This is a genomic window from Agrobacterium sp. 22-226-1 (assembly GCF_053522345.1).
Map to the genome: position 1 here is coordinate 1 of NZ_JBNWCP010000015.1, position 22,158 is coordinate 22,158.

Annotated in this window: 19 protein-coding genes and 1 pseudogene; 15 read left to right on the forward strand and 5 right to left on the reverse strand. The window is 59.1% G+C overall.

All coding sequences use genetic code 11. The annotated features are described in order from the left end of the window. The first annotated feature begins 201 nt into the window (after positions 1 to 201). Positions 202 to 942, forward strand: coding sequence for a hypothetical protein (locus ACQZ5K_RS21395; protein ID WP_448741342.1), 741 nt, complete (start codon positions 202 to 204; stop codon positions 940 to 942). Between the two features lie 205 nt (positions 943 to 1,147). Here the strand turns inward: ACQZ5K_RS21395 and ACQZ5K_RS21400 are convergent, their stop codons facing one another. Beyond that, entirely contained in the window at positions 1,148 to 2,065 is a 918-nt protein-coding gene (locus ACQZ5K_RS21400) for an AraC family transcriptional regulator (protein WP_137006350.1), read from the reverse strand. A gap of 168 nt (positions 2,066 to 2,233) precedes the next feature. On the opposite strand from ACQZ5K_RS21400, the gene ACQZ5K_RS21405 reads away from it, so the two are divergent. From ACQZ5K_RS21405 to ACQZ5K_RS21430, 6 genes are all read left to right on the forward strand, one after another. Further along, positions 2,234 to 3,547 carry an MFS transporter gene (locus ACQZ5K_RS21405; protein WP_448741343.1) on the forward strand — a complete coding sequence of 438 codons (1,314 nt, stop codon included), beginning with the start codon at positions 2,234 to 2,236 and terminating at the stop codon, positions 3,545 to 3,547. A 54-nt stretch (positions 3,548 to 3,601) separates the two neighbouring features. Beyond that, positions 3,602 to 4,453 carry an SDR family oxidoreductase gene (locus tag ACQZ5K_RS21410; RefSeq protein WP_448741344.1) on the forward strand — a complete coding sequence of 284 codons (852 nt, stop codon included), beginning with the start codon at positions 3,602 to 3,604 and terminating at the stop codon, positions 4,451 to 4,453. A 67-nt stretch (positions 4,454 to 4,520) separates the two neighbouring features. After that, positions 4,521 to 5,552 carry an aldo/keto reductase gene (locus tag ACQZ5K_RS21415; RefSeq protein ID WP_448741345.1) on the forward strand — a complete coding sequence of 344 codons (1,032 nt, stop codon included), beginning with the start codon at positions 4,521 to 4,523 and terminating at the stop codon, positions 5,550 to 5,552. A gap of 161 nt (positions 5,553 to 5,713) precedes the next feature. After that, positions 5,714 to 6,697 (forward strand): oxidoreductase, encoded by a 984-nt coding sequence (locus tag ACQZ5K_RS21420; RefSeq protein ID WP_448741346.1) that lies wholly within the window; start codon positions 5,714 to 5,716, stop codon positions 6,695 to 6,697. A gap of 3 nt (positions 6,698 to 6,700) precedes the next feature. Beyond that, on the forward strand, positions 6,701 to 7,339 hold the full coding sequence (locus tag ACQZ5K_RS21425) for a DedA family protein (protein ID WP_448741347.1): 639 nt from the start codon (positions 6,701 to 6,703) through the stop codon (positions 7,337 to 7,339). Continuing rightward, positions 7,336 to 7,983 carry a class I SAM-dependent methyltransferase gene (locus tag ACQZ5K_RS21430; RefSeq protein WP_448741348.1) on the forward strand — a complete coding sequence of 216 codons (648 nt, stop codon included), beginning with the start codon at positions 7,336 to 7,338 and terminating at the stop codon, positions 7,981 to 7,983. The genes ACQZ5K_RS21425 and ACQZ5K_RS21430 overlap by 4 nt, the downstream gene beginning before the upstream one ends. A 403-nt stretch (positions 7,984 to 8,386) precedes the next feature. Here ACQZ5K_RS21430 and chrA read toward each other — a convergent pair whose 3' ends face one another. The 3 genes and pseudogenes from chrA to ACQZ5K_RS21445 all read right to left on the reverse strand — a co-directional run bounded on the left by chrA (position 8,387) and on the right by ACQZ5K_RS21445 (position 11,695). Further along, positions 8,387 to 9,787, reverse strand: a complete 1,401-nt coding sequence (chrA, locus tag ACQZ5K_RS21435; RefSeq protein ID WP_448741349.1) for a chromate efflux transporter — start codon at positions 9,785 to 9,787, stop codon at positions 8,387 to 8,389. Between the two features lie 5 nt (positions 9,788 to 9,792). Next, positions 9,793 to 10,604: pseudogene (locus tag ACQZ5K_RS21440) on the reverse strand (chromate resistance protein ChrB domain-containing protein). 161 nt (positions 10,605 to 10,765) lie between these two features. Next, on the reverse strand, positions 10,766 to 11,695 hold the full coding sequence (locus tag ACQZ5K_RS21445; RefSeq protein ID WP_448741350.1) for a LysR family transcriptional regulator: 930 nt from the start codon (positions 11,693 to 11,695) through the stop codon (positions 10,766 to 10,768). 113 nt (positions 11,696 to 11,808) lie between these two features. On the opposite strand from ACQZ5K_RS21445, the gene ACQZ5K_RS21450 reads away from it, so the two are divergent. Beyond that, positions 11,809 to 12,561, forward strand: coding sequence for a 3-oxoacyl-ACP reductase family protein (locus tag ACQZ5K_RS21450; protein ID WP_448741351.1), 753 nt, complete (start codon positions 11,809 to 11,811; stop codon positions 12,559 to 12,561). A gap of 26 nt (positions 12,562 to 12,587) precedes the next feature. Beyond that, the gene (locus ACQZ5K_RS21455; RefSeq protein ID WP_448741352.1) at positions 12,588 to 13,187 is read left to right on the forward strand and encodes an NADPH-dependent F420 reductase; all 600 of its coding nucleotides are present in this window, start codon (positions 12,588 to 12,590) and stop codon (positions 13,185 to 13,187) included. A 184-nt stretch (positions 13,188 to 13,371) separates the two neighbouring features. On the opposite strand, the gene ACQZ5K_RS21460 is transcribed toward ACQZ5K_RS21455, so the two are convergent. Beyond that, positions 13,372 to 13,701 carry a DUF2326 domain-containing protein gene (locus tag ACQZ5K_RS21460; protein WP_448741353.1) on the reverse strand — a complete coding sequence of 110 codons (330 nt, stop codon included), beginning with the start codon at positions 13,699 to 13,701 and terminating at the stop codon, positions 13,372 to 13,374. Positions 13,702 to 14,787: 1,086 nt separating this feature from the next. Here ACQZ5K_RS21460 and ACQZ5K_RS21465 point away from each other — a divergent pair. From ACQZ5K_RS21465 to ACQZ5K_RS21490, 6 genes are all read left to right on the forward strand, one after another. Continuing rightward, a complete protein-coding gene (locus tag ACQZ5K_RS21465) occupies positions 14,788 to 15,255 on the forward strand; it encodes a (2Fe-2S)-binding protein (RefSeq protein WP_448741354.1) in 468 nt (155 codons plus the stop codon). Continuing rightward, positions 15,252 to 15,944 (forward strand): Isoquinoline 1-oxidoreductase subunit, encoded by a 693-nt coding sequence (locus ACQZ5K_RS21470; protein WP_448741355.1) that lies wholly within the window; start codon positions 15,252 to 15,254, stop codon positions 15,942 to 15,944. The genes ACQZ5K_RS21465 and ACQZ5K_RS21470 overlap by 4 nt, the downstream gene beginning before the upstream one ends. Positions 15,945 to 15,984: 40 nt before the next feature. Further along, the gene (locus tag ACQZ5K_RS21475; protein ID WP_448741356.1) at positions 15,985 to 18,186 is read left to right on the forward strand and encodes a molybdopterin cofactor-binding domain-containing protein; all 2,202 of its coding nucleotides are present in this window, start codon (positions 15,985 to 15,987) and stop codon (positions 18,184 to 18,186) included. 135 nt (positions 18,187 to 18,321) lie between these two features. After that, entirely contained in the window at positions 18,322 to 18,939 is a 618-nt protein-coding gene (locus ACQZ5K_RS21480; protein ID WP_448741357.1) for a (2Fe-2S)-binding protein, read from the forward strand. 3 nt (positions 18,940 to 18,942) lie between these two features. Further along, the gene (locus ACQZ5K_RS21485) at positions 18,943 to 19,944 is read left to right on the forward strand and encodes an FAD binding domain-containing protein (RefSeq protein ID WP_448741358.1); all 1,002 of its coding nucleotides are present in this window, start codon (positions 18,943 to 18,945) and stop codon (positions 19,942 to 19,944) included. Beyond that, positions 19,941 to 22,121 carry a xanthine dehydrogenase family protein molybdopterin-binding subunit gene (locus tag ACQZ5K_RS21490; protein ID WP_448741359.1) on the forward strand — a complete coding sequence of 727 codons (2,181 nt, stop codon included), beginning with the start codon at positions 19,941 to 19,943 and terminating at the stop codon, positions 22,119 to 22,121. Before ACQZ5K_RS21485 ends, ACQZ5K_RS21490 begins: the two co-directional genes overlap by 4 nt. Positions 22,122 to 22,158 lie beyond the last annotated feature (37 nt).

Here is a 22,158-nt window from a genome sequence, read left to right on the forward strand (position 1 = left end):
AGCTCCCGCTGAAAACACGCGGAGCAAGGTTCAAAACATGGGTCAATTCTCGATGACAATATCCGGCAATGCCGGGTCACTTCTCAGTGCAAATCAACAGCCTACGATGCGTCGCAGATTTCCTCTACCGATGAGCCAGTTGAAGTCGGTGCGATCGTCACCAGCGTTGCACTTCACACGGGCCAGTTCGTTGAAGATATCATGACCCAATATGCCCAGCCACGGCCGTGGATTCAGCTTCAGGAGGGCGGTGGCAATACATACGTCTCAAGTGCCATGCCGCAGAAGCGCAATCCTGGTATCTTGAACTCAACGCGACAGGACGCCTCCACGGCAATCACTCTTGCTATGGGCGCTGTGATCCAGGCGCACAACATCACACCGGCGATGAGCGACGCTAAGGACGTCGACGCCAATAGTGAAATGGTCGCTAGCGCGAGCAAGGCTCTCAAAGGGTGGGACAAGGTCTTGCAGTCGCTCGTCGTTGATCCTCAGCGCGCCTTGGAGGAACTCAACAGCGACTGGACTGCCTCGCAGGAGCTGGCTGACGTCCTGATGCGCAAATACAAACTTCCCTTCCGCGTCGGTCACCACTTCGCTTCAGAAGTCGTCGATTATGCCAAGGCCAATAATATCAAGCCGCTCGATTTCCCCTATGCCCAGGCGCAAAAGATCTATACCAAAGCCGTGGCGGAGGAGAACCATCCCGCCGAACTCCCGATGAGCGAGGAGGAGTTCCGCTCCACGCTTGATCCGGCTGCCATCGTGAAAAACCGGGCATCGGTGGGTGGACCACAGCCAGCAGAGATGCAGCGCATGCTGGCCGCAGCCAATGCAAGGTTTGATGAGCAGAGCAAGTGGATCGACGGGCGTCGAGCACACATAGCCAATTCACTTGCCACTCTTGACCAGGACTTCGACGCGCTCCTGATCAAGAAGTGACATATCTCGAAGCCGGCCGTTGATATCGGTGCACCGCTGCTGCGACGGCGGTCACCTCGCGTGTCGATCGCCAGATGAAAACTGGAACTGAACCGAGCCGGGGCAATTTCTGTCGATCGCGGTTTCTCAATAGCTGCGGCCAATCCGGCGGTACGCGATCGGCTCCGACCAGTTTACATGTTCTTGCAAGTCTCCAGCTCAGCGGCTAGGCGGATCTCAAGGTGCGGCTTGCATATTCCTGGTGGAGGCGCTGCTGGTTCAGAGCATCCTGTTTGGGCGCTACGCCGAAAGTTCTGGAATATTCTCTGCTGAACTGTGACGCACTCTCATACCCGACTTTGTAGGCCGCTTCAGCAACATTGGCAGCCTGCGTGACCATCAGGCGGCGCGCCTCCAGCAGTCGTAACTGTTTCTGGAACTGGAGCGGCGTCATCGAGGTCAGTGCCTTGAAGTGCCGGTGAAACGACGACGGGCTCATCCTGGCAACATCAGCCAGTTGATCCACCCGTAACGTTTTCGCGAAGTTGGTGTGCAACGCGGATATCGCCCTTACGACACGTTCGATGTTCGATTCCGGGCAGGCAAGCTTGCAGATTTCCCCGCCATGCGGGCCGCTCAGCAACCAATAGCAAATCTCACGAACGATCGAAGGTGCCAGGATCGGTATTGCCTTAGGCGTTGCCAGTAATCGAACCAGACGGAGAATGCAGTCGGCCAGCGACTGATCCACCTCGGCAACAAAAGCGCAAGGCCCGGTCACATCAGACTGCGCCGGGGGAGCATCCATTTGTTCGAGAACTTCGCGCACGGTTGCCACGTCGAAGTCGATCATAACGCCAACATACGGTGTTGCGGCGCTGGCCTCTACAATCCTTCCGGTCGCAGGGACACCAACACTGACGACCAGGCACTCCATGCTGCGGTAATTCAGATGTTCACCGCCGAACTGCAACTCCTTTGCGCCTTCCAGTACGACGCAAAGCGACGGGCGATAGATGTTTCGCATCGGCATCATCGACTGGAAGGAGCGGACGATGTTGAAGCCCTCTATGGCCGTCGGGAACAGGCCTTGGCCGCCGCCCTGGTCCTCGATGTAGGCTGTGACGGCAGAAAGCAATGGCATATTCAAGCGTGGCTCCGGCTGTTTCAGGGGCCACGGCAACACGCGGCTTGCTGCCGACATTTTGGCTTCTTCTGCAGGAATAGGCAAGTTTCTTGAAGATTCGGGCATTCTGGTCATTGGACACTCCATCTAGCTTGAGAGTGCAACCGAGCGAGGAGTGACCTCAAGATGACAGAATTTGTCGACCGGTCAATAGACCCTTCCGCAACACGAGTGCCGCCCGCAGCGCCCGTTGCGGGATACGCGAAGGGCCTGCGAATGGCCGCGATATGCACGGTACTTCTTCTGATCAACGCGTTCTCACAGATCGATCGGATACTGCCGTTCATTCTGGCCGAAAAAATCAAAGCGGACTTGTCGCTGACCGACACGGAGATGGGCGTGCTGACGGGACTTGCTTTTGCAGTCTGCTACGCGCTTCTCTCATTGCCGCTTGCCCGTGCAGCGGATCGGGGGTCACCCCGGCTTGTACTTGTATCCTGCGTTCTCATCTGGAGCGTCATGACGACACTTGGCGGTTTTGCCGCCAGTTTCATGTTCCTCGCCCTCACACGCTTCGGTGTTGCGTTCGGAGAGGCTGGCGCAGTGCCGTCGGGCCATGCTCTCATCGTCCACAAAATTGCTCCCGAGCGCCGGGGTCTTGCAATTGGTCTCTTCGCAATGGGCATCCCGCTGGGCACCATGGTGGGCTTTGCAGCAGGCGGCGCGATTGCGGATGTTTTCGGCTGGCGCATCGTTTTGATTGGTGCCGGAGCCATCGGTATCCTCATCGGCTTTTTGACCATTCTTGTCGCCGGTCCCACTCCCCCTCTTGCAGCAACAGCCTCGCGCGACGAACCCTTTCTGCGCACCAGCCTTGACCTGTTATCGTCCCCGGCGTTCCGCTGGTTGTTCACGGCTACCATTTTCCTGGGCTTCGCAGGCGCTCCTTTCTATGCTTTTTCGGTACCGTTTCTGATCCGCACCTATGGTTTTACCGCGACAGAAGTCGGCGTTTCGTTCGGCATGTTGCAAGGGCTGATGGGGATCATCGGTACTCTGGGCGGCGGGCGCTGGTTTGACCATGCAGTCCGCTCAGGCACCGGCAAGGTGCTCGGCCCGCCGGCAATTCTGTTCCTGATTGCCAGCGCAACGACGACTGCGGCCCTGTTTGCTCCGGCTGGCTGGGCGTCCGTTGCGCTCTTCGTGCCTGGAATGCTGTCCTTCTCGTTTATGCTACCCTGGGGATTTGGAGCCGCCCATCTCATCGCCGGTCAGGGACGCCAGGCCCAGGCGACCAGTCTCGTCATGATTGGATCCGGCCTCGCCGGACCGGCGCTGGGGCCACTGATCGTCGGCATTGTCAGCGATGCTGCAAGCGCAGCCGATATTCCAAACGGCCTCGGCCTCGGCCTGTTGATCGTGCCTTTGTCGACCGTTCTCGCGGGCATTACGCTCCTCGTTACAAATCAAAAGGTTAGCGTCTTGCTGCGCCAACTCTGACCACAGACTCCCGTTGCAGATTCAAACATTCGAAACTTCTCAGGAGACATTCCAATGTCCAATACAGAGAACTCCCGGCGCGCATTCCTCGCCCTCGCGGCGGCCGTGCCATCCGCCATTGCCATGGCTGGCCTTGCATCAGCCCAATCATCAGATGCTGGAGTTATCGCTGAACAGGGCGACAAGCGCGGTGCGATTGTCACCGGATCTTCCCGTGGCATCGGCGCAGCCACCGCCCGGCGTCTGGCGCGGGACGGGTATGGCGTGACGGTGAACTACCTGACGAACCGGGATCTTGCCGACGCGGTCGTTCGCGACATCGAAGCGGCTGGCGGTCGCGCCATCGTTCGCCAGGGGGACGTTGCGGATCCTGCTGCGGTCCAAGCTCTTTTCGACGCCAATGACGACGCCTTCGGCGGCGTCGACATCGTCGTCAATAACGCCGGGATCATGAACGTCGGTCCTTTTGCCCAGATGACCGACGAAGCCTTCGACCGGATGATGGCCACCAACGTCAAAGGGAGCTTTAACGTCCTGCGCGAGGCGTCTCGACGCGTTCGCGATGGCGGCAGGATCATCAGCCTCAGCTCAAGTATTATCAAGATGAGCCCTCCCGCCACAGCAGCCTATGCCGCGACCAAGGCGGCGCAGGAAATCTACTCAAACGTCCTTGCAAAGGAACTGGGTGGCCGCAACATCTCGGTCAATGCCATATCGCCCGGCGCCGTCGATACCCAACTCCTTCGCCAGCATGGGGAAGAGGCGCTTCGCGGCATACCGGAAGCGACACCGCTTCGCCGGTTAGGCCAGCCGGAAGACATCGCCAATGTCATTAGCCTTCTCTGCTCGCGGGACGGGGCGTGGATCGATGGCCAAAACATCTTCGCAAATGGCGGTATCGCCTGATGGATGCCACTGCGGGGTATAGGCGCCGCCGTGGGTTCGCAACCAGATACTGTAAGGACACGTCGTCATGAAATACAACACACTTGGACACACAGGCCTTTTTGTCTCGGAACTTTGCCTTGGCACGATGACGTTCGGCGGAAAAGGGGTCTGGGCCAATATGGGCAACGTTCAGCAGGACGGCGCTCAGGCACTGATCGCCCGTGCACTCGACCACGGGATCAACTTCATCGATACCGCCGATATCTACTCAGGTGGCGTGTCAGAAGAGATGATCGGCCAGTCATTGAAAAACCTCGGGATCCGACGTGAGGATGTGGTTATCGCAACCAAGGTCTGTGGGCCTATGGGTGAGGGTCCGAACGACGCCGGCAATTCCCGTGGCCACATCTTCGACAGCGTCAAAGCCAGCCTGAGACGACTGCAGGTTGATCACATCGATCTTTACCAGCTCCATAACGTCGATAACGTAACGCCGATCGAGGAAAGCCTTGCTGCATTGGATGCGCTCGTCAAACAGGGTCTGGTTCGCTATGTGGGCGTGTCGAACTGGTCGGCCTGGCAGATGGCGAGGGCTCTCGGCCACAGCGAACGCCTCCAGATTGCAAAGATCGCCACCTCTCAAAACTATTACACACTTGCAGGTCGCGATATCGAGCGGGAAATCGTTCCGCTGATCAATGCCGAAAAACTCGGTCTTCTGGTTTGGAGTCCGCTTGCAGGCGGGTTGCTTAGTGGCAAGTTCGGCCGTGACAGGCAGGCAGAGAAGGGTAGCCGCCGGACTGTTTTCGATTTTCCGCCGGTCACTATGGATCGGGCTTACGACGTGATCGACGTCATGGAACGCATCGGCGCTGTCAAAGGCGTCAGCGTTGCAAGAATTGCGCTGGCATGGCTGCTGCATCAGCCGCACGTGGCAAGTGTCATCGTTGGAGCGAAGACGGTCGCGCAGCTCGATGACAGCGTCGGGTCGTCAGAGATCAGGCTCAGCGCGGATGAAATCGCCGAGCTGGATACAGTCAGCAGGATCACGCCCGAATATCCGGCATGGATGCAGCGAACGCGTGAGGTTGCGGTGAGACCGCCCCGCACGCAGTGAACCGATAGATCTCAATGCATAGGCTCGGATCCGGAACCGTCCCTTCCAGATCCTCGAGAGGTCGCTTCCCCCAAGGCGACCTTCTGTCCGCCGGAGACCTACTTCGAACAATGCGTCTTCGGCGGACAATTCTTGCCCCGGAAATACAGAAAGGAATTACGATGCCGAAATCGTGGACACTTGACGATATGCCCTCTCAAAAGGGTCGGACAATCCTGATCACCGGAACGGGTGGTCTGGGCTTTGAAGATGCCCTTGCGCTGGCTCGAGCCGGTGGCGACGTGATCATCGCAGGGCGCAATCCGGTAAAGGGCGCCGACGCTGTCCGGCGCATCAAGGAACACCTGCCTCAGGCCTCGGTTGCACTGGAGATTGTCGACCTTGGAGACCTCGCGTCGATTGAGGCGCTGGCCAAAAGACTGAAAGAAACGCGCGACCATATCGATGTTCTCATCAACAACGCCGGCGTGATGACGCCGCCGGTCCGCGAGACGACTAAGGACGGTTTCGAACTGCAGTTCGGCACCAACTACCTCGGCCATTTTGCCCTGACGCGCGACCTGTTGCCGCTGCTCATCCGGGCACAAGACCCACGCGTCGTTACGCTTTCCAGCATTGCTGTCCGCAGCGCAAGCGCCGCCATCAACTTCGATGATCTGCAAGCGGAGCGGAGCTACAAGCCCATGCCTGTTTACAGCCAGTCGAAGCTGGCATGTTTGATGTTTGCTTTCGAGCTGCAACGGCGGAGCCAAGAAGCGGGCTGGGGTATCACCAGTATTGCGGCGCATCCGGGGATATCCCGCACGGATCTGCTGCACAACGGGCCTGGCCACCGAAGCGCTCAGGGCGTTCTCAGGTCGTTGATGTGGTTCCTGTTCCAGCCCGTTGCGCAAGGCGCATTACCCACTCTTTTTGCAGCAACGTCTCCAACAGCCCGAGGTGGCGGCTATTACGGCCCCGACAGGCTCGGGGAAACCCGTGGACACCCCACCGAGGCACAAGTTCCAAAGCAGGCGATGGAGAAGCATGTGGCGCACAAGCTGTGGGAAATCTCGGAAAAGCTGACCGGGGTGTCGTTCGCCGCACAGGCTTCAGCATTGGAACTCTCTAGCCCGGGCACAGCAACGATCGCACGGAAGGGGTGAGAGATGGACCCGCTCGGAAATCTTGTCGAATGGATTGCGATGTACGGCATATTTGGTCTCTTCGCGATCGGGCTTGCTGAACGCTTCCTGCCTGCCCTGCCCTCCTATGGAGTTCTCGTTGCCATCGGCATTGCGGCCGACGATGAGGTCTGGTCGCTCCACACTGCCGTTATCGGCACGGCGGTTGGAAGCTCCATCGGAGCTCTCGGTCTTTATCTTCTTGTGCGTGCAGTCGGGAAAAAGCGGACGACATCCCTTCTCTACTCCGTTGGCGGATGGGTGGGTCTATCCCAGCCACGCATCGACTGGACATTGTCGTCCCTGCGTGCCCGGGAACGGACGCTTACGATCCTGTCCCAACTCATTCCCACCGTCCGGCTAATCTCGCCGGTGGCGGCGGGGCTTTTAGGTACAGGTACGCTACGTTTTGTCGCTGGCGTATCGGTCGGCGTCGTCCTGTGGAACGGGCTGTTTATTGCGGCCGGTTACCTCGCTGTGCTGACCATCCCCGGCGTTAATTCGTCCGCACTCGCGCTGAAAATACTGATCCTGCTCATTTCCGCAGAACTGCTCATAGCCTTGGGGTGGCGGCTCCAGCAGCGATATTGGACGAGCTCGGATGTGGGAGCAAGCAAGCGATGACTAACCGAATAGCAGACGCGCTTATGTTTTTTCGAGCGTGGCTTTCCGCGCCCCTTCGCGTCGCCTCCGTCACACCATCAGGACGCGCGTTGTCCTCCCTAATGACCGCCGAGATATCCGGGCAGACGGGCACGGTGATCGAGTTGGGACCCGGGACCGGCGTCTTTACCGAAGCACTGCTACAGCAAGGTGTTGCCGAAGAAAACCTCGTGCTGGTCGAGTACGGTGCGGAGTTTGCGAACCAACTCTGCGCCCGTTTTCCAGCCGCAACAACTGTCCAGATGGACGCGGCTCTATTGCGCAAGTTGCCGCTTCACGCCTCAGCGCCTGTGGGTGCTGTCGTCAGTGGGCTTCCTCTTTTATCGATGCCGGTGCGGAAAGTGCATGCTGTCCTGGAAGGAGCATTCTCGCATCTTCGCCACGGCGGAGCATTCTATCAATTCACCTACGGTCCGCGATGCCCAATCGCCAGGCCCCTGCTGGACCGACTCGGCCTCAAAGCAACGCATGTCGGGTGTACCCTCGCCAATGTTCCACCCGCAGCCGTTTATCGCATCACTCGACGAAGGCCGCGAAGAGCTGTCGATCGGGCGCATCAGGATCAGTTGTTCGAAGGGCAGGGAAAGCCGTCTTTGTCAGCATGAGCGCGACCCATGACTATTTTTATGCTGGTTGGCTTACCGGCATCGCACAACCGATAATGGCTCGAGCCCATCCCTGAGCGCCGGGTGAATCTGATTTTATGAGAAGTACAGATCGCGTCCCGTCGAGTGGTGTAGCTGGATTTCATAGCCATCGGTGGTTTCCGGGTAGGGTCATAGGAGACGGTTTCAATCTCGCGATGCGTTAACCTGCTATGGAGATGCCACGAGGAACAACTCGGAAACAGTGATAGACAATGACCACCAGTCGGCGTCCGAGTTGGCAGGCTCGCACTCGTTACCGTACACCGAGCAGACGGAACCCTTGTCGTCGTTGGCTTCCTTGAGAAGCGCAGAATGAATGCCTTGGTGCCTTCCAGCAAAGGACGACACCAAGGCGGACGCTTCACGCCACCGCCAATGTCCAGCCGATCCCAAGCAAGGCCGATATGGCCAAGGTCGTGATTACCGACAGCTTGAGCCGGAAGATGGCGAAGGCCGCCAAGACCGTCAGGACCAGAGATGGCAGTACGAGCGAACCGAGCACGGGTACATCCAGTGTGAGTGGGCCGAACGCAGCGGACCTGACGTCGGAAAATAGCACGTGAAGCCCGAACCAGACCGCAAGGTTGAGAATAACGCCAACCACAGCGGCTGTGATTGCTGACATTGCGCCGCCGAGTGCCGAGTTGCCACGCATCTTCTCGATGAATGGCGCTCCGGCGAAAATCCAGAGGAAGCTCGGCAGGAACGTTACCCATGTCGTCAGTAGTGCGCCAACGGTTGCTGCGGTCAAAGGAGACAACGTGCCAGGATCGCGGTAACCGGCCAAAAACCCGACGAACTGCGTGACCATGATGAGAGGACCGGGAGTCGTCTCCGCCATGCCGAGACCATCAAGCATTTCGCCTGGACGAAGCCAGCCATAGTTTTCCACGGCAGCCTGCGCGACATAGGCCAGGACTGCATAGGCCCCGCCGAACGTCACAACAGCCATCTGACTGAAGAACAGGCCGATCTTCGTAAAAACATTGTCCCAACCGAGTACGAGGACGAGTGTCGCGACTGGAATGAGCCAGAGCGCCGCCAGAGCACCTGAAGTCTTCAGCGACCATAAAAGGTTAGGCTTGGCGTGATCCGGGATTTCCTCGCCGAGGACAGAATCCCTATCTTCGAGTATCTTGCCCGATCCGGACCTGTGGCCCCCGCCAGCTTTGAAAGCGCCGAAGCCCGCCCTACCTCCCAAATATCCAGCTATGCCGGCAGCGATAATGATGATCGGAAACGGCACGTGGAGAAAGAAGATCGCGACGAAGGCCGCCGCAGCTATGGCGACCATCATCTTGTTCTTGAGCGCTCTGCTGCCGATGCGGACTACCGCCTGTACGACGACAGCAAGGACGGCGCATTTCAGTCCGAAGAACATGCCTTCGATTGCGGTTACGTCGCCGAAGATCACATAGATGTAGCTGAGCGCCAGGATCGAGAGGAAACCAGGCAGCACGAACAGAAGGCCAGCAATCATGCCGCCCTTTGTCTTGTTCAGTAGCCAGCCGATGTAGATGGCGAGTTGATGGGCTTCCGGCCCTGGCAGGAGCATGCAGTAGTTGAGCGCGTGGAGGAATCGGTGTTCACCCACCCAACGTTTCTCGTCGACCACGATGCGGTGCATGACCGCGATCTGGCCAGCGGGACCGCCGAAGCTCAGCGCCGCCACACGCGTCCATACCTTTATCGCTTCGGAGAGCGGAACGATGTCGTTCCCTGCTGCGTCATCGTGCGCGCTGGCCTTCGTGAGGTCGGTCATGGTCGTCATCCCTTCCTCGGGTTTGGCCAGTCGTGCGTTTCGTCGGTGGCGTCACGGCACCATCTGTAGAACGCGTCATAGAGTGTCATGCCCGCTTCGAGTTGCTCGAGGTCGTCGTTGAACATGCGAGAGAGGCCGAGCGATGCTGCCAGCAGGCCTGCAACTTCGGGGGCCAGGTCAGGCCTCGACGTATCTGCTCCCCGAACGATCGTCGCGAAACGGAGCATGGGTTCGGTCCCGAGGCCGAATTCTTCGACCATGACGTCGAAAGTACAAAGCTCGCCGCGATGACTCCAGAATACTTCTTCAATGTCGAAGGGTGTGGCATTGAACCGGTCGGCAACTGCCGAGACTTCTGCAGCAGGAACGAACAGGAATACCGCTGCCGGGTCGACGAAACGCCTGATCAGCCACGGGCAGGCAATCCGATCGATCTTCGGTCGCGAGCGAGTAACCCACACAGTCCTCCCGCGGCTGTCACGGGGCGGCAGACTTTCAACGGGGATAAGAGCTGCCTTTGATTCACGCCATGCCTCAAATCCCCTTCGAGGACCTCTGCAACTTTGCCAGCTGCTCGGAGATGAGCGGCAACGCCGTGGCCAAGCTTCTGGCCTTTCTGGCAAAGAACGACGGACGGTCCATTCAGCTCGTGGACCCATTCCGTGACCACGCGGTAATCGCGGCGCACTGACCCCGGTATGAGGCGGGGATCGGTAGCGAAGTCTTCGTCGTTGCGGACGTCGATGATCATCGGCGCGTTCGGCATACCGATGATGCGGTTTAGCTTCTCGGATGTAATTTCAAGAAATGACGGCATAGCGCGTCCTCCGGTTTCTCGGGTTTAAAGGACGCGATTCTTCAGCCGTGGCCTCGTGGGGAGATCGCTACCCCATAAGCAAGAATCTGCACCGTAACACCTCGATGTCAAGGCTAATGCCGCTCATGATGAAAGTGCGCAAGTACCGCCAGCAATTGACGCTATCCCAGCGTGCCTGCAAATCGCTCGGGCCACCTCTCACGTTGAAACACCTCGCCGATGAAATCAATAAACACTCGGGTTTTGGTGGGTAGCAAGGTTCGGTTCGCATAGTAGATCGAAATCGGACCGGCATCGGCGTACCAAGCTGGGACAAGACGGATAAGCTCGCCGTTCTCGAGGTACGGCAATGCGTCGGGTTTCGCGATCATGGCGACGCCAAGCCCCAGAACAGCAGCCGATCGCATTGCGGCCGGATCGTTGACGACGATCCTTTCTTTCAACACCGCTGGCTGCTCCTCGCCCGCGATGTTCCTCATCTGCCATTGTCGAATTCGCCCCGTGCGCATCGAACGCATCACGATTCCGTCCAACTCAATCAGGCCCGATGGGTCGTGAGGCGGGACCTTGTCTTGCATGTATGACGGCGAAGCAACCGCGACGATGTGGGCTGAGGCAAGTGTTTTTGCGATTATGCCCCGGGTCAGATCGAACCCGCCACCGATCGCCGCATCGTAGCCCTCGGCGATCAAGTCAACCTGACGGTTCTCGAACATCCACTCTGGCCTGATCAGCGGGTATCGCTGCATGAACTCGGGAAGCTTTGGGAGCACATACTCAACTCCAAATGTAGGACTCATGCTGAGCCTGAGCACGCCTGCCGGCTCCGCTTGTTCACTGGATGCCCCGGCAATCGCATCCTGAAGGCTCTCCAGGTGATCACGGACCGAATGAAGGAAGCGCTCACCCGCCTCTGTAAGCGTCAGACTTCGCGTGCTGCGCTGAAAGAGCCGAAGCTTCAGGTTGGATTCGAGGGTGGCGACGTTCCTGCTGACCGCAGCTGGCGTTAAACCCAGTCTGCGGGCCGCCGAAGAAAAGCTTCCAAGCTCGGCGCTGCGCACGAAGGACTCCAGATTTGCCAGTGTTTCCATAATGCATCTTTCAATGATTGCTTGAAATTAATAACAGTCAATTCCGTCTAATCATAGAGGAATAAAAGGGCGATATTCACTCCATCGAAACCAAAGCAAATGGAGTGCTTCCAATGACCAACACCTCTTTGAAACTGTCCGGCAAGACCGCTCTCGTCACGGGCGGTTCCCGTTCGATCGGCGCAGCCATCGCAAAGCGTCTTGCGGCAGATGGAGCCGCAGTCGCCATCACCTACAGCGCATCGCCGGAAAAGGCAGCGGCAGTCGTAAAGGAAATCGAAACCGCAGGCGGACGTGCGATCGCCATCCATGCCGACTCCGGAAACCCTGAATCGGTTCGGGCCGCCGTGGCCAAGACCGAGGAAACCTTCGGCTCCCTGGATATCCTCGTGAACAATGCCGGCATCGCACTCGGCGGTCCGATCGAGGACATCAAGTTCGAAGACTACGAGCGCATGATCGCGGTCAACGTGACAGGTGTGTTCGTCGGCACGCAGGAAGCTGCCCGCCGCATGAAGTCGGGCGGACGGATCATCCATATCGGCTCGTCGATGGTCCGCTATGCGGCCTTCCCGACTGCCTCTCTCTACACGCTGACGAAGGGAGCTGTCGCCGGCTTCAACCGCAGCCTTGTTCGCGACCTCGGCCCCAAGGGGATCACCGTGAACACCGTCCACCCTGGCCCGACCGACACCGACATGAACCCCGATGGAGGTCCCGTTTCGAAGATCGTCGGCCCCGGTATGGCGATCGGCCGCTACGGCAAGGATTACGAGGTTGCAAGCGTCGTGGCTTATCTCGCCAGCCCGGAGGCTGCCTTCGTGACCGGTGCCGACATCGTCGCCGACGGCGGCTTCACCGCCTGATCATAAATCCAACCTGGAGACTCCCCATGTCTATCGGTATCATCGGAGCCGGCGAGATCGGCTCCGCATTCGCCCGCGCGCTTGCCCGGAACGGTATCGCCGCAACGATCTCCAATAGTCGGGGTCCCGAGACGCTTCGGGACTTCGCAGCCGAACTGACGCCACACATCACGGCAGGCACTATCGAGGAAGCGGCCAAGGCCGATCTCGTGCTGGTCGCCGTGCCTTGGTCGAAGTTGCCAAGAGCATTGGCGGGTGTTCCGGATTGGGCCGGCCGCATCGTGATCGACGCCAACAACCCGATCGAGCGTCCGCTCTTTCAGCCGGCCGAACTCAATGGCCGGCTGTCGACGGAAGTGTTCGCTGATTTGGTCCCGGGCGCTCGTGTCGTAAAGGCGTTCAACCATCTCCCTCCGCATCTGCTCTCTGGCGATCCGCGCGCTGAGGGTGGAAGCCGCGTCCTCTTTTACTCGGGAGACGACGCGAGGTCGAAGGCCGAAGTTGGTGCGATGATCGCCAAGCTGGGTTTCGCGGGAATCGATCTCGGTCCGGTCTCGGTAGGCGGAAAACTCGTGCAGTTCCCGGGTGGTCCACTCCCCGCACTCAACCTTGTGAAATTTGGATGAGGAACTTCGGCCGGAAACTCACGCCTTCGGCCGAACGTTATCCTTGATAACGTGCCTCTCCCGGACACCACTCATATAGCCTCATTTGAACCGGAATCCGAACAAGCCGCCGCGATCCGTTTCGTCCAGCCTCACGTCCATAATCTTTGATTTCACATCGAATTCGTCGTCGAACGGCAGGCGGTCAAACATCGGTGTTCAGCATTACAATGTACTGACCTCCGACCTCGTCAACGAGGCCAGACCCAAGTTGAATGGCGGTGGCAATCTGTCTGCTATCCACAGGATCGAAGAGGTGGCTATCGTGGATAAGGAAACCTGGACCGCCGAGGCGTGCCGTTGTGAGTTTATCGAGCGCGTAATCGAAACAGAAGATTTCCATGTTTGCGATGCCGCCGCTCCGGGAGCCATCGATATTCACCCTGAAATGAGGTTCATTCACAGTAGCCTGAACCTCGAACGACGCCCCTCTGTCGGCGTATAGGGCCTTCTTTGCCTCCATTACGGCCAGCACCTGCGGACTTCTTGGCAGCTACCTTCTGCATGGCAGCCAGATCGCTGAACGCTCCCTTTCCCTTGAGGTCACGAAGGATATCATCCCTACGCGTACGGGCAGTATTCATCTCGACGGTTATACGGGCACGCCACTCCTCGGACGCACTATGGTCTTGTATCGGGCACAATAACGGCCGTCATCAAGATCGGTCGCGGCTTTTACATTCTGTCCGCGCGCCAGGGCGCAGGGTTGCTCGTGGCAGCCAGCTGGCTGAGCGGCTTTGTATGCGCCGCCAAAATTGTTGGCTTTTTCGGCAGAAACGCGGCCAGTGGGATGTTTATCGGTGGAACGAGGCACTGCCCGGCCTGTACGAATCGTCCTCGTGGCTGTCGACATCCGGTATCGGCGCCCATTTCTTGGCGGGCACCATTCTCATTCTGCTGGGTCCGGTCCAGTTCATCGATTGGCTGCGGCTGGGCCTCCCCTCGGCTTCACCGGTGGCCGGGGCGGATCTGCGTCGTTTCGGCCGCCGCCGCTGGTCCAGGAGGTCTGGTCTTCATCGCTGGACAAGGCACGTCGGCGGGGCTTTGACGGGCATCGGGTTCGGCTTTTGCAGCGCTCGCATGCTGCTGGTTGCGAGGCTTTTCTACCTACGCAAGATCAGCCCGCTATCAGCTGCATCGTGCCCTTGGCGATCCGCCTCTTCGCACTGACAATCGGCTCTTGGCTTCGCCGAATAATGTATGGCACCTGGTTTCTGTGGTTACGATCTTTCGATGAAATGGCGGACTGGAGCGACTGGCTCGACGCCCTTATGGTTTTCTTTTTCTGCGTTCCGAATTTGATCTTCGCGGAATTTTTCATATGCGCAGGTCGGCAAAATCATATGGCGAGCGCCGACCTCTCGGCATCGGGCTTGCTCCTGACAGCGAGCGGCTCTCGTCGCCTTCGCTACCTGACTTTTGCGGCTGATATTTGGGTCCAAGGCCCGCAGCGGTCTCGACCAATAAATGCCGAGAGGATCAGGCATGTTTTTTGTCGGATCGGGTATATCCGATCACGGTCACTCGATCCTAAGCTCGCCGTTATCAGAGGGATTATTCCATGTCTTACACGCTTTCGGTCAATGGCCGATCCCATGATGTTGACGAGGACGGTGAAACCCCGCTTCTGTGGGTGCTTCGCGATAATCTGTCATTGACGGGGACCAAGTACGGTTGCGGCGCAGCGCAGTGCGGCGCCTGCACCGTGCATCTCGATGGAGAACCGGCCCGGTCCTGTTCGATCCCTGTGAAATCGGCCGTGTCTGCGCAGATCAGGACGATCGAGGGAATGGCTGGCGCCGAAGCAGCCGCGCTACGCGATGCCTGGGTGAAGCTCGACGTACCGCAATGTGGCTTTTGCCAGTCCGGCCAGATCATGAGCGCGATTGCGCTGCTGCAAAATATCAAAAAGCCCACGGACGAGGAGATCGACGTTGCGATGAGCGGCAATCTCTGCCGTTGCGCCACTTACAACCGGATTCGTGCGGCCATTCACCACGCCGCGGCAACGCTCGGGACGGCGACATGACACGACGCCGGTCCGAAGAGAGAAGATGGCGTCGCCGGGCGAAAGTTGCGTTTGGGTGGACATTCGGGGTGATTTGTGTCGCGGCGGCCGCCGGCCTCGTCTACGCCCTCTACCCGCGAACAATGCCGCAAACGCAAGCGATTGAACATAGGCTGCGACCCGCGGAACTTGGTCTTCTGCGTCAGGTGGCGGAATTCGGCGAGATTGCCGATCCGACCTTGCGGTCTGTCGCGCTGTTCAGGGAAGCCGGACGTGTCATCGAGCATCCACGCTGCATGAACTGCCATCCGCGTACTGACCGTCCGACCCAGACAGAAGCGATGCGCGCCCATACGCCCTGGGTTACACGTGGCGCCGATGGTGGCGGCGCGCCGACACTTCGTTGCTCAACGTGTCATCAGGCCGAAAATTTCGAAGCCTCCGGCGTCCCTGGAAACGCCAAATGGAGACTCGCTCCGATCGAGATGGCCTGGCAGGGCAAGACGCTCGGTGACATCTGCAGGCAACTCCTGGATCCGGACCGGTCACACATGACACGTGAGGAGCTGCTTCATCACATGGCGCAGGACGAACTGGTGGGCTGGGCCTGGCATCCGGGCGCAAACCGCAAGCCCGCACCTGGCACCCAGGAAGCTTTCGGATCGTTGATCAAGGCCTGGCTCGATACCGGTGCAGCGTGCCCGCCATGAAAGGATCAAGTGGACGCAGGATGGCAATAGGAGAATGTCCGTGAACGACTCCCCAGACGAAAACCCGCGATTCAGGATGACGCGCCGACGGTTGATCCTGGGTGGATCAATGGTGGGTGGTGCGCTGGTGCTCGCCTACGCAGCTGCCAACCCGATGCAGGCGATCGGCGCCATCCTGCAGGGTGGCGGTAGCGATCCGGTGCCAAGCGCCTTCGGACCATTTATCCGCATCACCAATGACGGCTGGGTGACGATCGTCAACAAGCAGCAAGAACTCGGCCAAGGCATCCACGCCGGTCTCGCCGCGATCGTTGCCGAAGAGCTGGACGCGGATTGGGACAAGGTGCGTGTGGTCGATGCGCGCACCAATTTCCGGGCCTATGGTGTTCAAATGACAGCCGGTTCGAATTCCGTTGCCTCGAACTGGGATCTTATGCGCCATGCGGGCGCTGCGGCGCGCGCCATGTTTGTTGAGGCGGCTGCGGCTCGCTGGGGGGTGCGGAGCGTTGATATCATCGTCCGCGACGGTGTCCTGTCCCATTCTGGCTCTGATCAAACGGCGACCTTCACTGAACTCCTCACCGACGCGTCCCGTCAGACCCCGCCTCAGACGCCGATCCTTAAACGGCGTGAAGACTATCGGCTGATAGGCACGCAGCGCGTGCGGCGAAAGGACAGCCTTCCAAAGAGCACAGGAGCCCAGATCTATACACAGGATATCCAACGCCCGGACCTGCTCGTTGCAATGGTCGCCCACAGTCCCCGCTTTGGCGGAAAACTGATGCGATTTGATGCATCGGACGCATTGAAAATAAAGGGAGTGAGTCAGGTCTTCGCCATAGAGACGGGTGTTGCCGTACTTGCCGAGACGACCTTTGCCGCCAAACGTGGACGCGACGCGCTACGTATTGAATGGGACGATAGCGAAGCCGAGATGCGCTCCTCTCCCGATCTTGTCACCTACTTCCACGATATCGCTGCCGGTCGTAGCGACGTCGAGCCCGGCAGCTTTCAGTCGACGGGTCAATCCCCGGATGCGCCCTTCGAGGGCGACGTCGTGGAATTTGCATTCGATTTCCCCTATCTGGCACACGCCCCGATGGAAACGCTCGATTGCGTCGCGAAAGTCGAAGGTTGGGATGTCGCGATCACATCCGGGGCTCATCTGGCGACGGTCGACCAGGTTCAGGCGGCTCTTACCGCACGGACCATTCCGGGCCGGGTTGATATTGAGATTATCCCCGCCGGCGGTTCGTTCGGCCGCCGCGGTGCGATGAGTTCTGACTATCTTGTCGAGTGTGTACGGATTGCAAAGCGCGTCGAGGGTCGTTCGGTCAAGCTGATCTGGAGCCGGGAAGACGACATGCGGTCGGGCTACTTCCGACCAATGTCGCATCATCGCGTTTGGGTTCAGGTTGGTTCGGACGGATTTCCTGAGCGTTGGCGCTTCCATAGCGTTTGCCAGAACCTGCTTCCTCTCGTACCGAATTTCACAGCGACTGAGGGGATCGCGGAATCGCCTAACCTCTCCACCGCAACGACCGTCGATGGCAAGATTTTCACACCGGCATTTCCGGTCATCGTCGGGTTCTGGCGGTCGGTGGGCAATTCGCACACCGCCATGGTGATGGAGCACATCGTGGATCAACTGGCGCGACGAGCCGGCAAGAATCCGGCATCCTATCGGCGCTTTCTCTATCAGAAGGCCGGCGATACGCGCCGAATTGCGGTCCTTGACGAGCTTTGCGCGAAGGCAGGCTGGGACACCCCGCTCGAAGCGGGTTGGGCAAGGGGCATGGCGATCCACCAGGCATTCGGAACGATCGTCGGACAGGTCGCTGAAGTCCAGCTCCTGGGTGACCGGCCGGTCGTGCGTCGGGTCGTCGCCGTCGTTGATTGCGGCATCGCGATCGCGCCCGACCAGATCGCCGCTCAAATGGAAGGGGGGATCGGCTTTGGTCTATCCGCCGCCTTGTACGGTGCAATCACACTCAAGGACGGAATCATCCAGGAGACGAATTTTGACCAGTACCCGGTCATTCGGATGAACGAGATGCCTGCTGTCGATACCCATATCATTGCTTCCGACAAAAGCCCGACTGGAATGGGCGAGCCAGGGGTCGCGCCGATTGCGCCTGCTGTTGCGAATGCCATTCTCGCCTTGTCGGGAACGCCAACTCACCGGCTGCCATTTTTGAACAGAGACATGAATGCCGGCTTTTCGATTGCAAAGCGTGGCTAATCAGTCCGCGCCGAATTTCCCAACTAATCTTTCCGACTTGCCTGATTTATTTTGGAAAGGAATGCGATTTCGGACTTTCACACCGAAACGGATGACGCCCACTATTGTTGCACTCCAACAGGAGAGGAAATCCAGATGTCAGACCCGCATGATGGCAAGATTTTCGAAGTCACCCGACGACAGGTGCTAGAGGCTGGAACGATTGTTTCAATGTCTGGAATGCTGCCAGTAGCTGCCCAGGCACAAGGTTCGGTCTCACAACCCACGCCGGAATACGGCGCGACGGTTAGGGTCAGCTTTCAAATCAACAGCCAGCCACGTGCCATAGAAATTGATGCCCGGGCATCCTTACTTGACATGCTGCGTGAGCGACTGGGGCTTGCCGGCGCCAAGAAGGGATGCGACCACGGTCAATGCGGCGCCTGCACTGTCCACATCGACGGGCGTCGGGTCGCTTCATGTCTGACACTCGCCGCGAAGGTCGATGGCCGCAACGTCACGACCATCGAAGGAATCGGCAGCGCGGACGCCCTACATCCCATGCAGCAGGCGTTCATCGACCACGATGCGTTGCAGTGTGGCTACTGTACGCCCGGTCAGATCATGGCTGCAATTGCTTGTGTGAAGGAAGGCCATGCGTCTACGCCTGAAGACATAAGGGAGTATATGAGCGGCAATATCTGTCGATGCGGAGCCTATGTCGGCATTGTCGCTGCGATCCAGCAGGCAGCTCCCCAGATTGAGCGAGGCTGAGCCATGAGGTCATTATCCTATGTCCGAGCCGGGAGTGTTCGGGAAGCAATCGAAGCATTTGCTGCGGCTGGCGAAGGGGCACGTTACATTGCCGGCGGCACGACGCTGTACGATCTGATGAAGCTTGGCGTCGAACGCCCCGCTCACCTGATCGACATCGCCTCCCTCGAAGGGGCCGACCGGGTTGATACACGTGGCGACGTTCTGTTTTTTGGCGCCGGAGCACTGATGGCGGACGTTGCCGAAGATGATGTCATACGCCGCGACTATCCGGTTCTCGCAGAGAGCCTTTCGAAAGCGGCCTCCCAGCAACTCCGCAACATGGCAACCGTCGGCGGTAACCTGCTGCAGCGAACCCGGTGCCCCTATTTCAGAAACGGTACAATCGGTGCTTACCCGTGCAACAAGCGGGAACCTGGCTCCGGATGCGCGGCTATCGGTGGAGTCGATCGCGGGCAGGCCGTTCTCGGCGCCAGTGACGCTTGTAACGCCGTTTCGCCCGGCGACTGGCCCGTAGCGTTGACGGCGATGGACGCGACGATAGAGATTAGCGGTCCCGCCGGGACAAGGTCGGTCACCATTTCCGACTTTTACCGGTTGCCTGGTACCACACCACATCTCGAATTCGCGATCGAAGCCGGCGAGATCGTAACCGGGATATCCGTGCCGAAAACGATAGCGGGCAGAAACTCAACCTACCTCAAAGTGCGCGACCGCGAGTCCTATGCCTTTGCGCTGGCGTCAGCAGCCGTGGCGCTTCGGATGGATGGGAAGCACGTGCGCCAGGCGCATATTGCTCTTGGCGGCGTTGCCACCCGCCCCTGGCGCGCAAGAGAGGCGGAGGCGCTTTTGAACGCTCAAACGATTGACAGAGAGATTGCATTGGCGGCTGGCAGAGCTGCATTCGCCAACGCCAGGGCAGGAGGGCACAACGCATTCAAGATTGAACTTGGCGCTCGTACCCTTGCAGATGCCATCATGATCGCTGGAAGGAAGATTCAATGACGCAAGAACGGACTGCTGACCGCCCTCGGGTCGATGCCTTTGAAAAAGTGCTTGGTCGCGCACTATACGCGGCGGATCAGCCGATCACGGGCCTGCTTCATGCGATGACGGTACCGGCGACAATCGCCAAGGGCCGTATCGAAGCGATCAACGCAGCCGCCGCACAGAAAATACCAGGGGTCGTGCGCGTTTTCACATATGAGGATTTCTCGCAGATCAAGACGACACCTGCTGCCCGTGGCGCCTACGGCCGTCCCGGCAAGGGCTACCAGCCGATGACGAGCCCCGTCGTCCGTCATCGCGGAGAGCCGGTCGTCCTTGTCGTCGCCGAGACGCTGGAGGCGGCTATCGAAGGCGCAGAAGCGGTCAAGGTTCAATATGCCGAAGAGCCATTCAGCGCGGCAATGGAGGACGACCGTGCGAGCCGCGAGCCGGAGCCCGACAGCGAGTTCTTTTATGGCGACGCGGAGGCTGCTTTCGCCCGAGCTAATCATCGTATCGATGCAGAGTATGTCCATCCCCAACAGCATCACAATCCCATCGAGCTCATTTCGACGACCGCGGCGTTCGAGGATGGCGAACTCAGAATTTATGAAGGAACGCAGGCGGCGGCGGCGTTTGCCGGCGGCCTTGCCGGCATGATGGGTCTGGACCCCGCCCGGCTGCGCGGCGTGAGCCCTTACACCGGCGGAGGGTTTGGGCAGAAGAACGGTATTCAGGAGCAGAGCGTGCTCGTTGCCAGCGCCGCTTTCCTGCTACGCCGCCCGGTAAAACTCGTGATGCCGCGCGGCCAGTTGTTTCATACGGCGTCCTATCGCCCAAGAAGCCGCCATCGCGTCCGGCTCGGTGCTGACGAAAAGGGCCGCCTGCTGGCCGGGCTTTATGAATCGGTCCAGCAGAACAGCCGATATGATGGTTTTGGCTGTGAGCACGGTGCCAATCCTCCGCGAATGTACGACTACGGTTCCTGGGCCGGAAGCGACCGGATCATCCGGATTGACACCCAAACCCCAGGCCACCAGCGTGCTCCACACGAGCATCCCGCGAGCTACGCCACCGAATGCGCGTTGGATGAGCTGGCGGAAGCCGCAGGAATAGATCCCGTTGAGCTGCGCATTCACAATGATGCTCAAAACGATCTGATCACCGGCAAGCCGTTTTCTTCCCGCCATCTCGTGGGCTGCCTGAGGCGTGGAGCAGAACTGTTCGACTGGAGCCGGCGTATGCGCGAACCGGGAGCGCTGGTAGCAGATAATGGCGACCGAATCGGCCTCGGTGTTGCCTGTGGCAGTTACAAGGGATCGATGACGGCCGCCGTAACAACGCTTCGTCTTTTCGCAAGCGGGCGATGCGAAATCGCAACCTCCGGTCACGAGATGGGACAAGGCATCCGCAGCGTCATCGCTGCTGAACTTATCGAAATTCTCGGTGTGGACCCAGTCAAGCTCGATATTCGGATCGGAGATACCGGACATGCGCCGCAACATATAACCGCGGGCTCTTGGGGTACGGGAAGCGTTGCGCCGGCAGCTCTAAGCGCCGCCATGAAACTGCGGGAAGAGCTCAGCATTCTTACGGGTGCCCCATTGTCGGAAGAACCGGTTCATGTTCAGCTTGCCCGAACCCGTCGCCCCTCCCTGGAAGTCACTGTCAACACGATCCCTCTCGGCAAGGACGGGCAAGTGATCGAGCAATTGCGCAGAGGCATCCCATCGACGACCGGCCCGGAATATCCCGACTTTGTGGCTTTCAGCTGGATCGCCCATTTCGCAGAAGTTCACGTGGAGACGTCAACCGGGCGTGTGCGCGTTAAACGCGTCGTCAGCGTTGCCGACTGCGGCCGCGTCATGAACCGGCGAACGGCGGAAAGCCAAGTCAGGGGCGGCGTCGTCTGGGGAATTGGTGCGGCACTTCGGGAGGCGGGCGAAACAGATCGTCGCTTTGGCGGCGTGCTCAATAACGATCTTGCCGAATACGTCGTGCCGGTCAACGCCGACATCGGCGCGATCGATGTCGATTTCATCGATCAACCGGACTTCAAGCTCAACATGTCAGGCGTCAAAGGTCTCGGCGAAGTCGCGATGGTTGGAGCGGCCGCAGCCGTGGTCAATGCTGTCTACAATGCGACCGGCAGACGGATCCGGCACCTGCCAATACGCATCGAAGATCTGCTCTGACAGCCATGCCTTAACAGCAAGGCATGCAAGATGGAGA